A 12,776-nucleotide genomic window follows, 5' to 3' on the forward strand; every position below is an offset into this window, starting at 1 on the left:
TTGCTTGGGTTCACGGGACCTAGATTTGATCCTAAAGTGATCAACTCCAGGAGAGAAGCTCTTTATGAATAAATCTATTTTTGTTTTCAAAGCCCTTCTTTGTATAGCTGTTCTATCCCTACCCGGATTGCTTCGGGCCGATTGTCCTGATGGCACTCGTCCTACGAACGCTGAAGAGCAGCAACTTTACATGAATCAGATGTCTGCATTGAAAGCCTCTTTGCCGATGTCCTTGCCAGGATGGCAGGTTAGCGCTCCACCCCTGTTTGCAAAAGCCCCCTCATCTGTTTGTAGAGGGTCGAAGTTAATCGCTGGATATGAAGCCACCTACACTTCGATCGAGCAACGCAAGCAAAATCAGGAGAAAGACAAGCAGTTTGAGGAACGCATTCGAGCTATTCGCGAACTCCCACCTGATAAGCAAAAAGAGGCAGACGATTTTTACCATCAAGGCAGTCAGCTTGGCTATAAATCCATAGCCGAACTCAAGAATAAGAACCAGGCTGAAGCAGATCGCCTTCGAGCTGAGGCCAATAAGCTTTATGCAGCTTCAAAGGCGATTCGCACTGCCCATATGGATGCAATTGCTCCTCAACTAAGAGCGATTACCGAGGAGCAGAGAGCGGCATATGTCACTCCCGATGTAAAGGTCCATCTCCTAGTTCGTGACGAGTCTGGAGATCCAGATATATCCGGCAGCGAAAGGATTCAGCTGGCGGGTATTACAAAATCATACTTTACACGCGAACACTCGCTGCTACTGCTTCTAGGTCCTGTTGCACAAGGACATCCGGTATGGGCACGGCTTGAAGGAAATCGTGAGCATATGCAGTCGATTGCGCGACTACTCTTTTCGGGGACTCGGGATATCTCACTAAACACGGCTAAGTCCGAGGAAGGCAGCAGGTAAAAATGATTCTTCGGTGTGAGCTATTTTTTAGCCGTTTCTCGCTTTATGAATGGAAGGGAATTATCGGGTTCAAAGAAAGCATCGGCCGGGTTCCCCTCCACCAGGAGGCCATCTTAAATGACTGATCGCGTTCGCGATAGAGCCGCTTTGTCACCGCCGAGCGAGGCCCGAAAGAAAAATTATCTCGAATGCATGGCCTTGAGACTCGGTATCAACTTTCAACGTAAGGAACAGCACTCGGATTCAACTTTGGCAATAGATTCAACGCACACAACGCCGGGACAAAAGGATGTTTCCGAACTTCCTTCCAGTAATGAATCCGATGCACAAAGGATCGCCCGCCAACTTGTAGGAGAGTTTCTAACCCCATCTGCGAATATCTCGCGCATCTTTTTCTGCTGGTAAGCGCGAACATACCAGCAAACAAATAAGGAATTGAATATGTCTACAACGATCACAGAGCAGTCTGTTCTTCCCCAGCCGTCCCTAAACACGGTTCTCAACGAGAGCTCTGCGGTTCCTAACCCGCAGGAGGTCGTAATCGCAGCATCCCTTGGCTATGTTACTTCTGCTTGTCTGCAGGTCACAGCCAAGCTCCATATTGCCGATTTAATCGGTAACGGAGTATGTGACTTGGCAGCTTTGTCTCAACAGGCTGGAGTCGATGCCGATTATTTATTCCGCGTTCTACGTGTTCTAGAGATGAATCAGTTGGTTAGTCGTACAACCCCAACTAGCTTCGAACTTACTCCTGCCGGGGAACTGTTGCGAAGCGATACCTCCGGCTCTCTGGCTGGAGCCGTTGAGTGGATTACAGATCCATTGCATTTTGATCTGTATTCCGAATTGCATTGGAGCGTGAAGACAGGGACTACCACTTTCGATAGTATTCACGGTCAGCCCTTCTTCCAGTGGTTATCGCTACCGCAGAACAGCGCGGAGGCTCGGATCTTTAATAATGCGATGACCAGCTTCAGCAAGTTGTGTGTTCCTGCGTTTCTCGAAGCATATGATTTCGGAACTTTTAAGAAAATCATTGATATCGGTGGAGGTCACGGAGCTTTGCTGCGGGCTATTCTTCGGGAGTACTCAAAGGTAGAGGGCGTGATCGCCGAGATGCCTGCGGTTGTTCCGGATGCGAAAATGGCTATCGAACAGGACGGTCTTGCGGGGCGGTGTGACGCGGTCGAATGTGACTTCTTTTCTTCGGTACCTGCCGGAGGAGATGCTTACCTGATGAAGCATATTGTTCACGATTGGGCCGATGCTCAAGCTCTGCAACTGCTTCGAAATATCCGGGCTGTAGTTCCTCAGCACGGAAAACTCATTTTGGCTGAAATCGTACTTGACGATGCACCAACACCGCATCCGGGTAAGCTGCTCGATATCGAGATGATGACCTTCGTAGGTGGGAAGGAGCGGACCAAAGGTCAATTTCGTCAGCTGCTTCATGATGCCGGTTTTTCTCTGGTCAAGGTCATTCCTACCAAGTCTCCTCTCTCGCTTCTTGAAGCGACGCCCTTTTGATTCTCTAGACAGAGGTGCACGGTTGAAGGCCATTCGTTACTTTGCGGATGGCCTTTTTCGTTGGGAAAATATCGGCAGCTTGGGTCCATTTCCGTGATGACGATCAATGATCTTTAGCTTCAAGACACAGGATGCCTGCAGCTGCATTCAGAAGGCGAAACGGATAGTTATGCGATGATATAAATCAATGGGCTCAGTAATATCGGCTCTGTGCTCTTGAAGATCTGAGACAGATTCGAGGAAGACTATCCAGAGCCTCAGGAGTGCGCCAACACATGTACTACGATCTTGAACGGATTCCTTCCAGCCACAGCTACAAACTACTGGTGGGACTTGTGGCCCCACGACCGATAGCGCTGATTACAAGTATGAATGAAAATGGACAGCTCAATGCGGCTCCGTTTAGTGCATACAACTATCTTTGTACAGATCCGCCCATCGTTGGAGTTGGGGTAACGAATCGCCCGGACCAGCCATTTGTCCCTAAGGATACAGCGCGCAATATTCGCCGGACGGGTGAATTCGTGGTCAATGTGGTTACCGAGGACATTGCGGCCAAGATGAATCTCTGTGCTACGGACTTTCCTCCAGAGATGAATGAGGTGGAGCTTGCCGGTTTTACCACTGCTCCCTCACAGATCGTGAAACCTCCACGCCTGGCTGAGGCACATGCTGCACTGGAGTGCCGCGAGCACACTACGCTGGAAATTGGCCGGTCGCGCATTATTCTGGGACGTGTTGTGGCTATTTATGTTGAAGACCAGTTTGTCGATCCTGCAGGACCTTATATCAAAGCCGATGAACTGCATGCTATCGGACGAATGAACGGGTTAGGAAATTATGTACGTACTCGCGATGCATTCATGACAATTCCACGGACTTCCTATGAGGAGTGGGGAGGAAAGAACTCCAGGAATGAGTAAACATAAAACTGCGTCGACAAGCCCTCACTCTATTATTACGCGTGAATAAAAGGATGCATGATAATAGCAAGGTACAGGTTGTTTTTGTTTCGAGGCTGGAATGAAGATTGAAGATTTTTCCTTCGGCTCAATTCGTATCAACGGAGTCGACTATGTAGATGATGTTGTGATCGATGGTGGAGCGGTTTACGTGCGAGACAAACAGCCATCCAGAAAGTTTCGAGACAAATATGGGCATACCCCTCTTTCTGCCGAAGAAGATATACCGTGGGATTGTGCGCGGTTAATTATCGGCAGCGGAGTGGAGGGGAAGATGCCCGTACTGGCGGAAATAACCAGGGAAGCAGAGCGTCGTAAGGTTGAGCTCCTTGTCATTCCGACAGCCAAAGCAATTGAAGAGCTGATGCATGCTCAGCATGGGCCCACGAATGCTATCTTGCACATCACGTGCTAATTTAGTTGGTTTGTCATCACAGCTATAGAGAAGAGCGTCTTTTAGATTGGTTTTTCCCTTAACGTATCACTGATATTGCCTCAAGTCCTCGAGTTTTGGCCGCCCATGCTGCATAGGTTAGCTGAGATTCGTGAGCTTTCCATTCCTCGAGTGAGAACACCATCAGGTTATCTCGTGGAATTCCCGGAAAGCCAGCACCCACTGCGTTCAGTCCTCCTTCACGATCTTCAGGGATGTAATTCGGAGATATGTCAACGTGATTGTTTGTGATCCAATCGGATATGTGCGTAGTTCCTACCTGGCGAATCATGGCCTCATCCCACAAGGCAAAATGCAGCTGACGGTTCAACCACAGCATGCCGTCCAGATTAACCCAGCTGGTTCGATGACTGATCCCTGGATACAAAATGGTGGTAAAGAGACCATCTTCCGATCCATGCAAGACTGCAGCTCGTTTCCGTACTTCTTCAAACCACTTTGGAGGATGTTCGGACATGCGCATAACTGTATCTGCATCTCCGTTCATAACCAGCATCGATCCTCGTTCCGCGTTCAGAGCGTAGAGAATGGCCGATCGGTCACCTAGTACGCCGAGCGCTCTCCAGGGTGGTGCTTGGCAGGGGAGCTTCCCTGTATCGAAATATTCGTGCGGGCCGTCGAAGGTTCCTCCACCGCTCAACAGAACTGCATGGATACGGGTGTCAACCATTCCCGTAATTCCCGTGATGAAGGCCCCCATGGAATAACCGACTGTTCCGATTCGCGCAGGATCGACCTCTGGCAGAGAGCGGAGATAGCTGACAGCCTGCATCACATCGACCTGCATCAAGCCTGCCAGTCGCTGCCCCCAATGCGGAGTATCAACCACTTTGTCGTGTTCTGAGGGAAATGCTCGACTGGTGCGCTGACTATTGCGTTCTCCCTCTCCAAGCGGATCATAGGTGACAGCAACTGCTCCGGCTTTGGCAAAGAGCATTCCGCTATAGAAGGCATACCAGCTGAACTTGTCTCCGCCATGACCATTCACGACTACAATTCCGGGCAATTTGCCGTGCCAGTGGGTAGTACGGGGATCCGGCCGATAGACAATTGCCGGTACGATCATGCCATCCGCGGTTGAATACGTAACTCGATCAGCCAACACTCCGGCCAAGGGAGAAAATGTTGAGTGGACCTGGGCATTAAGGCGTGGCAGCTTTGAGGGGATAAAGAGCTGTTTCCGAATTGCGGAGCGCCAGGCATCGTTGCGTGCTCGACGCTGTTTCGCTGATAGCTGTGCTTCGGGCGTGAATTGCCTCGCTGTGAATTCTGGGGCTATCTGGAAGTACTGATCGGAGCGTGGTTCGCCTCCGCCTCCTGCGCTCACTTGGGCTAAGGAACATCCGCAGGCAAGCAGACCAACAGCGACGTACCTGAAATGGACTAGAGCATTTTTCGCAAAGGAGTAGACCAAGTCACAACAGCTTATGCGGCTTTCCGCTAAAGAAAGCCGCTCTTCGCGGCCAACAGCAAGTCTATACATATGCGAAAAATGCTCTAGAAAGCGCATGGACTTCTCCGGTTAACTCTGGACTGATTAGTGATATTGCAAGTGTAGCTGCTTTGCACAACCCAGAGCCTCAAAAAGGCCAAGCCTGACAGAGTGGATTTATCTTTGGGAAGAGAACCGAGAAGAGATATTTCGTACAGGTTTCCCGTTGAGAAACCTGTACGAAATCACAATCTATTTGCTGAGGAAGGTTTGCAGGAGTAACCAGATATTCAAACCTGCGATTAATAGAGCAATTACCCATCCGCTTACCCGGACCAACCTGGAATTCACGAAGGGGCCCATCTTGCTCCGGTCGTTGGTAAAACGGATCAAGGGAAAGACCGCGAAGCTCAACTGCATACTGAGAATGACTTGGCTCAAGACCAGCAGTTTTGCCGTGCCTCCTTCTCCATAGAGAGCCGTAACTACTATCGCGGGAATGATGGCCAACGACCGGGTGATCAGACGGCGTAGCCAGTTGGGAACTTTCAGGTCCAGGAATCCTTCCATAACAATCTGTCCAGCCAGAGTGCCGGTAATAGTGGAATTTTGTCCCGAAGCCAGAAGCGCCAGTCCAAAGATCATGCTTGCCCCTGTAAAGCCGAGTATCGGAGTCAAAAGACGGTAGGCGTCTCCGATTTCAGCTACCTCCGTGTGTCCGTTACTGTGAAATACCGCTGCTGCGACAACCAAGATGGCCGCATTGACAAAGAGCGCTAAAGTCAGCGCGACTGCCGAGTCGATATTTGCCAGTCGGATAGCTTCCCGCTTTCCCTCAACACTTCTCGAAAATGCTCGTGTTTGAACAATCGAAGAGTGCAGGTAAAGATTGTGGGGCATCACCGTCGCTCCCATGATGCTGATGGCGATGAACAGCATATGCGAGTCCTTCAATAGGGACGATGATGGAAGAAACAGGTGCTTGGCGATCGGTGCCCATCCGGGATGGGAGAAGAACATTTCAACGCAGAACAGCGTTGCAATGGTTCCAATCAGCACCATTACAAAGGACTCAAGGTGCCGAAATCCACGTCGCTCCAGCAGCAGGATGATAAATACATCCAGACTTGTGACCAACACTCCAATTAGCAGCGGTAAACCGAAAAGCAGCTGTAGGGCGATTGCCGAACCTACAACTTCTGCCAAATCGCAGGCAGCTATTGCGATTTCGGCAAAGATCCATAAGGCAATCGTAACGGGACGGCTATAGCTTTCCCTGCATGCCTGAGCCAAGTCTCGCCCTGTTGCTATTCCCAGCTTTAGTGACAGGCTCTGAAGCAGAATGGCCATCAACGAAGAAATGGTTATTACGAATAAGAGCGTGTAGCCGTATTTCGAGCCGGCTGCCAGGTCTGTTGCCCAATTGCCCGGGTCCATGTAGCCCACCGAGACCAGGAATCCAGGGCCGATGAATGCTGAAATTCGCCGCCAGAACTTGGAGGAACTCGGTATATGAACACTTGCAAAAACATCCGGAAGAGACGGCCGGTAGATTGCGGCTTCAGATTGGGATGTGAGCGATGTGGCAAGTTCCATAGCTAAATGGCCTTCCTTTAGCCTTAGTATGCCACATGTTGTTAACCATGGTTAACAAAAATTGGTATGCATAGATTTATTTTGCGGAGTGGCCCTGGACCCAGACATTTTCTGCGGCCGGTCCGCCGAGAACGGACGTACCTTTCGGAGTTTCGATACTGATCGTTTGATCGTAGTTTTTCGAGATGACCTTTATAGAGGTTTTGGGGGCGATACCCAGGCTGTGCAGGAAAACGAGCAGTTTGGGATCCCGCTCATAAATGCTGGTTACAACGTATTCCTCTCCCTCGCCAGCTTCAGAAAGCTGGATCAGACCTCTTTTTCTACGCTGTGCCGGAGTTTCGGAGAGAACGGGATTGCCGTGAGGGCATGTTCCCTTATCTCCTAATTTTTCAATGAGTTTGGCTTCGAATGCCGAAGAAACGGCATGTTCCAACCGCTCCGCTTCCTCGTGGACCTGGTACCACTCCATACCAAAGATTTCCGAAAGCATGCGCTCAATCAGATGGTGCCGGAGCGCCGTTTTACAGGCAATCTCTTTCCCGCTGGCAGACAATCGGATTGTTCCGTCGGTCTTGACCTCAACATATCCATCTCGTTTGAGCCGTTTCAGTGCCATGGTGACGGCAGGAGGAGAGACGGACAGCCAGTGTGCCAACGTGGCTGAAATTACATGCTTACCTTCCGATTCTGCTTCGAGAATGGCCTTGAGGTAGTCTTCCTTGGAGACGGTGATAGAGTCTGTCATTGGTACAACCTTAACTATAGCTAACAATTTCGCTCGGATTCGTTAGAGCACCTTAGGCTCGATGTACTAAAACCTGCAAGGCTCTAAACAGCCCAGAGCGAATTATAGTGTGCGGCAAAGTTGCCAGAATTTTGGATCGCACTTCCTGCCTGTTTGGCGATCACAGCCCTGGTTGAGCCTCAAGGTTATTCTGAAAACAATGTCATATTCATTTCCCGCTGTTGCCATCCGCTGCCGAGGTTTGCTTTTCGATAATGATGGCATATTGATCAGTTCAATAGCTTCGGTCGAGCGTGCCTGGACGCAATGGGCTCTTTTGCAGAAGTTGGATCCCACTCAAGTTCTTGAGGTCGTCCATGGGCGTCGAGGGATCGAATGTGTGCAGCATTTTCGCCCGGATCTCGACGCGACACGCGAACTGCGTGGCATTGAGGATATCGAGATGAAGGACACTGCGGATATCGAGGTGCTTCCTGGAGTACTTCCGCTTTTGTCTTCTCTGCCAGAAAAGTACTGGACTGTTGTTACGTCAGCGAGCGACCGGTTGGCTCGTGTGCGTTTTGCTGCCGCTAAGACGCCTCTCCCCGCTCGAATTATCACCGGTGACGACGTCGTAAATGGAAAACCCCATGCTGAGCCCTATCAAAAGGGTGCGGAGTTGCTTGGATTCTCTCCGGAAGAGTGCATAGTGTTTGAGGACTCTCCCTCAGGCGTTAGGGCCGGAAAAGCAGCTGGGTGCAGTGTGATTGCAACTACCTTTTCTCATTCGGCAGCGAGTCTTTCCGGAGCAGATTGGATTGTGAAGTCGCTTGAAGATGTTCGAGTGAAGACCTTGCCTGAAGATCAGGGGCTTGAGCTGGAATTGGCTCCAGTCGAGTAGCTTTCAGGAAGATGATTTTGCTTCATCGTCCGCTGGCGAATGGATGCCTGAGTGAAAAATGCTCTGGAAATTAGCGTATCGGAACGGCTCATCTCTGTGACGAAGCGTCAATAGTGTCGAAACACTAGCCGTCGGTCCGCTAGTACCGACGGCCATTTTCAATGGCAACGTAGCTGCTTCCCAAAATTGCATTGGGGTTGTACGTTTATGACCAAGTAGCAAATCCCTTCGGAGATTCCAGATGCATTCCATTGCGAGGTTTCCGGTAATAGTGTGTGCGGCAGCATTGTGGCTGCTGCCTGCTGTCGTAAGCGCAGAGGATCAGAAGTCCGAGCCAAAGCCTGCAACACAAGAAAAGGCGGAACCTTCCGCTGCGGCTGACGTTGCCACTCAATCGACGGTGGATGCTGGCGGTCATCACATTGCTTATACCGCCATTGCGGGAACGATCACAGTTGGGGCTACCGATGCGCAAGATGCACAACTTGGCATGGATGGAAAGCCGCAAGCGGGCACTCAGCTTGCTATTTCCGCTCCGAAAGAGCCGGGAGAAGCGCCGTCCGTGGCGAGGATGTTCTATGTGGCCTATTTTAAGAAGGACGCAAAACCGGAAGATCGGCCGGTGACGTTTTTCTATAATGGCGGCCCGGGTAGCTCCACAGCATGGCTGCACATGGGATCTTTAGGGCCTAAGCATGTGGTGACTGACAGTGATCAGCACCTGCCCGCAGCTCCTTACAAGCTCATCGATAATCCCAATACGCTGCTCGATACCAGCGATTTGGTATTTGTCGATGCGCCCGGCACAGGTTTTGGGCGCTTGATCGGAAAAGACGCAGAGAAGGCGTTTTGGGGTGTAGATCAAGATGGTGGCGCGTTCACGCGGTTTATTGCGCGATTCATCACCAAGTACAGCCGCTGGAATTCGCCAAAATTTGTCTTTGGCGAGAGCTACGGGACTACGCGTTCAGCCGTGATTGCCAACATGCTGGGAGACAACAAGTCGATTGACCTCAATGGGGTAATCCTTCTCTCCCAGATCTTCAATTTCAATACCTTTATCGATACGGCAAATCACAACCCCGGTGTCGATCTACCCTACGTGCTAGCTTTGCCCACCTATGCAGCTACTGCGTGGTATCACAAAAAACTGCCTAATCAGCCATCGACTCTCGAGCCCTTGCTTAAGGAAGTGGAAGCCTATGCGGTAAGTGAATATGCACACGCACTGGCTCAAGGTTCCGATCTGAGCGACCAGGAAAAGCAGGCCGTCGCAGAGAAGCTTCATCGTTATACCGGTTTGCCCGAGGCCTACCTCATCAAGGCCAATCTACGTGTGGATGGGGGAGAGTTTGAAAAATCATTCGCGGACAGCGAAAATCTGACCACCGGACGTTTTGACACCCGCTTCACCGGTCCTACTATCAATCCGCTGAGTGAGTCGGCAGATTACGATCCCCAGAGTGCAGCTATTTCGTCTGCCTATGTTTCGTTATTGAACGACTACATGCGCCGCGAACTCAAATATGGCGAGGGGCAAACCTACCTGCCTGACGTCAATGTGTGGGATGGCCCTGCCCAGTGGGATTTCAAGCACAAGGGTAACCCTTTTGGCCTGAATGTCTCTACCGATCTGGCAGATGCCATGAAGAAGAATCCCCGATTAAAGGTGATGCTGAATGGCGGCTACTACGATCTCGCCACCCCGTATTTTGCCGCTATGTATGAGGAAAAGCATCTGCCGATTCCCAAGTCTTTAACGAAGAACATCGAATATGACTGGTACGAATCCGGGCATATGGTATACGTGCGCGACGAATGTCTGAAGCAGCTCCACGACCGGGTTTCGGCGTTCATCAGGGGTGCCGTTGCGGGCGCCAAGTGATGAAAATCGATTCCCCGGCATTGGGCCGAATTGACGAAGCCTTTTTCGCGAAGGTGTAGGCCAAACCGGAGAAATTTACTCAGCTTTCCGCCAAAGCCGAAGACCCGGTGATCCCGTCTTCGTCTTCTGTGGTGGAAGGAAAAGTGCCCCTTCGTGTTCAGCTGGTCGACAAGAACGGCGTGAGATCCGTTCTTATGGATACATTTGGGTCTTGGAACCGGTGCTGAGGTGCCACGACTCCGTTGAAAGTTCGGGGAGGGAGTTTTGACTGGCCAATCTGACCTGTGCATACACAGTGCAGCCACCCGCTCTAATCATAGGCATTGGGGAAGTCGATCTTTACAAAGAATGATTGGCTGTCGATACGATTCCTGGGCCACAACGAGTGACGTTTCATTGCTCTCATTGCGTGTCGGAAGCGGTTCCTGGTTGGCGAAGATCGCAATCCGGGTTCTTAAGTGTGCCGTCTCCTCTAGATCTGAGGGCGGGTGCGTTAAAGACGTTCGGTTCCTGAGCGGGTTTCCATCCATAGAGCTATTCTGAATATGGCGGTCTCTGAGAAGTTCCCAAGTAATCGGACCCTAGCAGAATGTGCATCAGAGTATTCGGGCAGGTTTAGACTTGCGATATTTCGGGGAATTTGCCTTTAGCAACTACTCATTAAGGATCAAGAGATGATCTCACCCCTTGCAGGTAAGCCCGCTACGAAAGAATTATTGGTGGACGTAGCTCGTTTGGAGAAGGAGTACTTTGAACGAATTCCCGATGTTGAGGATTCCAACCAGTTGGTTAGCTTCGGTACCAGTGGGCATCGTGGCACTCCATTTTTAGGTACTTTCACTGAAGCTCATATTCTGGCGATCACTCAAGCAATCTGCGAATACAGACGTGAGCAAGGGACCGATGGTCCCCTCTTTATGGGGAAAGATACCCATGCATTGTCTGCACCTGCGCAGCGAACTGCTCTTGAGGTACTGGCTGCCAATGGTGTGGAAGCCATCATTCAGCAGAATGATGGGGTCACTCCTACGCCCGTCGTTTCACATGCAATTCTTGCCTTCAATAGGGAGCATAAGAAGCATCAGGCTGATGGTGTCGTGATCACTCCGTCACATAACCCTCCTGAGGATGGTGGCTTTAAGTACAATCCTCCCCACGGTGGACCGGCTGATGCGGATGCAACACGCTGGATCCAGTCACGGGCTAATGAGCTTTTGCGGGCTGGGAATGTTGCTGTGAAGCGCATGCCCTATGAATCCGCACTGAAGGCAAATACAACTCATCACCAAGATTTTGTTCTGCCCTATGTGCGCGATCTCATCAATGTAGTGGATATGGAGATTATTCGTTCTGCGGGGCTAAAGCTGGGAGTGGATCCTCTCGGTGGCGCTGCTCAGCCCTATTGGGAGCCGATCAACTCCGTTTACGGTCTGGACATCGCGGTTGTCAATAAGACAATTGATCCGACATTCTCGTTTATGTCCGTTGATCATGATGGAAAGATCCGGATGGACTGCTCAAGTCCTTATGCCATGGCCAAACTTGTAGAGTTGAAAAACCAATATCAAGTTGCCTTTGCAAACGATCCAGATTCGGATCGCCACGGAATCGTAACTCCTACCGCAGGATTAATGAATCCAAATCACTATTTGGCGGTTGCAATCCAGTACCTGTTAACGCATCGCCCGGAGTGGTTGCCGACATCTGCAATTGGTAAAACGCTGGTGAGCAGCAGCATGATTGATCGTGTAGTGGAAAAGCATGGGAGGCAGCTTAAGGAAGTCCCCGTAGGCTTCAAGTGGTTTGTCTCGGGCCTGGTAGATGGTTCCTATTGTTTTGGGGGAGAAGAGAGCGCAGGTGCCAGCTTCCTCCGGCGCAATGGTACTACCTGGACCACCGATAAAGATGGGATCATTATGGATCTTCTTGCAGCTGAAATTACAGCGCGTACAGAAAGAGATCCAGGGCAACACTTCCAGGATTTAACCGATGAGTTTGGCACTCCATACTATACGCGGATCGATGCTCCAGCGACTCCCGAGCAAAAGGCAAAGCTGCAAAAGCTTACTCCTGACGCCGTAAAGGATTCTGTCCTGGCTGGCGATCCCATTGTGGCCAAGCTAACTCGCGCTCCCGGGAATGACGCTCCCATCGGAGGACTAAAGGTCACAACGAAAAACGGATGGTTCGCTGCCAGACCTTCCGGCACGGAAAACATCTATAAGATCTATGCCGAGAGCTTTAAGGATAAGGGGCATCTTGAGGTTCTGGTAACTGAAGCGAAAGAACTGGTCAACAAATCAATGAGCTGAGTGCGATTTTGTATCGCTCAGGGATTTAAAAGACAGAGCATTTTCATTCAGAGGTAATAAAAATGAAAGT

The 12,776-nt window shown here is 50.6% G+C and carries 11 protein-coding genes; 8 read left to right on the top strand and 3 right to left on the bottom strand.

Going from position 1 to position 12,776, the window contains the following annotated elements; translation table 11 throughout:
* Positions 1-64 precede the first annotated feature (64 nt).
* The 5 genes from AC6I7T_RS30790 (at position 65) to AC6I7T_RS30810 (ending at position 3,814) form a co-directional block, all read left to right on the top strand.
* A complete protein-coding gene (locus AC6I7T_RS30790) occupies positions 65-910 on the top strand; it encodes a hypothetical protein (RefSeq protein WP_497795241.1) in 846 nt (281 codons plus the stop codon).
* A 117-nt stretch (positions 911-1,027) separates the two neighbouring features.
* A complete protein-coding gene (locus AC6I7T_RS30795) occupies positions 1,028-1,315 on the top strand; it encodes a hypothetical protein (protein WP_497795242.1) in 288 nt (95 codons plus the stop codon).
* Between the two features lie 36 nt (positions 1,316-1,351).
* Positions 1,352-2,437, top strand: coding sequence for a methyltransferase (locus AC6I7T_RS30800; protein WP_497795244.1), 1,086 nt, complete (start codon positions 1,352-1,354; stop codon positions 2,435-2,437).
* A 275-nt stretch (positions 2,438-2,712) separates the two neighbouring features.
* Positions 2,713-3,360 carry a flavin reductase family protein gene (locus tag AC6I7T_RS30805; RefSeq protein WP_497795246.1) on the top strand — a complete coding sequence of 216 codons (648 nt, stop codon included), beginning with the start codon at positions 2,713-2,715 and terminating at the stop codon, positions 3,358-3,360.
* Positions 3,361-3,460: 100 nt separating this feature from the next.
* On the top strand, positions 3,461-3,814 hold the full coding sequence (locus AC6I7T_RS30810; RefSeq protein WP_497795248.1) for a hypothetical protein: 354 nt from the start codon (positions 3,461-3,463) through the stop codon (positions 3,812-3,814).
* A gap of 58 nt (positions 3,815-3,872) precedes the next feature.
* Here the strand turns inward: AC6I7T_RS30810 and AC6I7T_RS30815 are convergent, their stop codons facing one another.
* The 3 genes from AC6I7T_RS30815 to AC6I7T_RS30825 all read right to left on the bottom strand — a co-directional run bounded on the left by AC6I7T_RS30815 (position 3,873) and on the right by AC6I7T_RS30825 (position 7,629).
* On the bottom strand, positions 3,873-5,363 hold the full coding sequence (locus tag AC6I7T_RS30815) for an alpha/beta hydrolase family protein (RefSeq protein ID WP_497795250.1): 1,491 nt from the start codon (positions 5,361-5,363) through the stop codon (positions 3,873-3,875).
* A gap of 174 nt (positions 5,364-5,537) precedes the next feature.
* A complete protein-coding gene (locus AC6I7T_RS30820; protein ID WP_497795251.1) occupies positions 5,538-6,881 on the bottom strand; it encodes an Nramp family divalent metal transporter in 1,344 nt (447 codons plus the stop codon).
* A gap of 76 nt (positions 6,882-6,957) precedes the next feature.
* A complete protein-coding gene (locus tag AC6I7T_RS30825) occupies positions 6,958-7,629 on the bottom strand; it encodes a metal-dependent transcriptional regulator (protein ID WP_497795253.1) in 672 nt (223 codons plus the stop codon).
* A 199-nt stretch (positions 7,630-7,828) separates the two neighbouring features.
* On the opposite strand from AC6I7T_RS30825, the gene AC6I7T_RS30830 reads away from it, so the two are divergent.
* The 3 genes from AC6I7T_RS30830 (at position 7,829) to pgm (ending at position 12,706) form a co-directional block, all read left to right on the top strand.
* Complete coding sequence (locus tag AC6I7T_RS30830; RefSeq protein WP_497795254.1) at positions 7,829-8,509, top strand: HAD family hydrolase; 681 nt, start codon at positions 7,829-7,831, stop codon at positions 8,507-8,509.
* 241 nt (positions 8,510-8,750) lie between these two features.
* Positions 8,751-10,394, top strand: coding sequence for a S10 family peptidase (locus AC6I7T_RS30835; protein ID WP_497795255.1), 1,644 nt, complete (start codon positions 8,751-8,753; stop codon positions 10,392-10,394).
* Between the two features lie 674 nt (positions 10,395-11,068).
* The gene (gene pgm, locus AC6I7T_RS30840) at positions 11,069-12,706 is read left to right on the top strand and encodes a phosphoglucomutase (alpha-D-glucose-1,6-bisphosphate-dependent) (protein WP_497795257.1); all 1,638 of its coding nucleotides are present in this window, start codon (positions 11,069-11,071) and stop codon (positions 12,704-12,706) included.
* Positions 12,707-12,776 lie beyond the last annotated feature (70 nt).

The sequence above is a fragment of the Humiphilus diazotrophicus genome, assembly GCF_059726315.1.

Excerpts from the sequence above, each read along its gene's own strand:
- AC6I7T_RS30790 (WP_497795241.1), top strand. The coding sequence starts at position 65 with ATGAATAAATCTATTTTTGTTTTCAAAGCCCTTCTTTGTATAGCTGTT.
- AC6I7T_RS30795 (WP_497795242.1), top strand. The coding sequence starts at position 1,028 with ATGACTGATCGCGTTCGCGATAGAGCCGCTTTGTCACCGCCGAGCGAG.
- AC6I7T_RS30800 (WP_497795244.1), top strand. The coding sequence starts at position 1,352 with ATGTCTACAACGATCACAGAGCAGTCTGTTCTTCCCCAGCCGTCCCTA.
- AC6I7T_RS30805 (WP_497795246.1), top strand. The coding sequence starts at position 2,713 with ATGTACTACGATCTTGAACGGATTCCTTCCAGCCACAGCTACAAACTA.
- AC6I7T_RS30810 (WP_497795248.1), top strand. The coding sequence starts at position 3,461 with ATGAAGATTGAAGATTTTTCCTTCGGCTCAATTCGTATCAACGGAGTC.
- AC6I7T_RS30815 (WP_497795250.1), bottom strand. The coding sequence starts at position 5,363 with ATGCGCTTTCTAGAGCATTTTTCGCATATGTATAGACTTGCTGTTGGC.
- AC6I7T_RS30820 (WP_497795251.1), bottom strand. The coding sequence starts at position 6,881 with ATGGAACTTGCCACATCGCTCACATCCCAATCTGAAGCCGCAATCTAC.
- AC6I7T_RS30825 (WP_497795253.1), bottom strand. The coding sequence starts at position 7,629 with ATGACAGACTCTATCACCGTCTCCAAGGAAGACTACCTCAAGGCCATT.
- AC6I7T_RS30830 (WP_497795254.1), top strand. The coding sequence starts at position 7,829 with ATGTCATATTCATTTCCCGCTGTTGCCATCCGCTGCCGAGGTTTGCTT.
- AC6I7T_RS30835 (WP_497795255.1), top strand. The coding sequence starts at position 8,751 with ATGCATTCCATTGCGAGGTTTCCGGTAATAGTGTGTGCGGCAGCATTG.
- pgm (WP_497795257.1), top strand. The coding sequence starts at position 11,069 with ATGATCTCACCCCTTGCAGGTAAGCCCGCTACGAAAGAATTATTGGTG.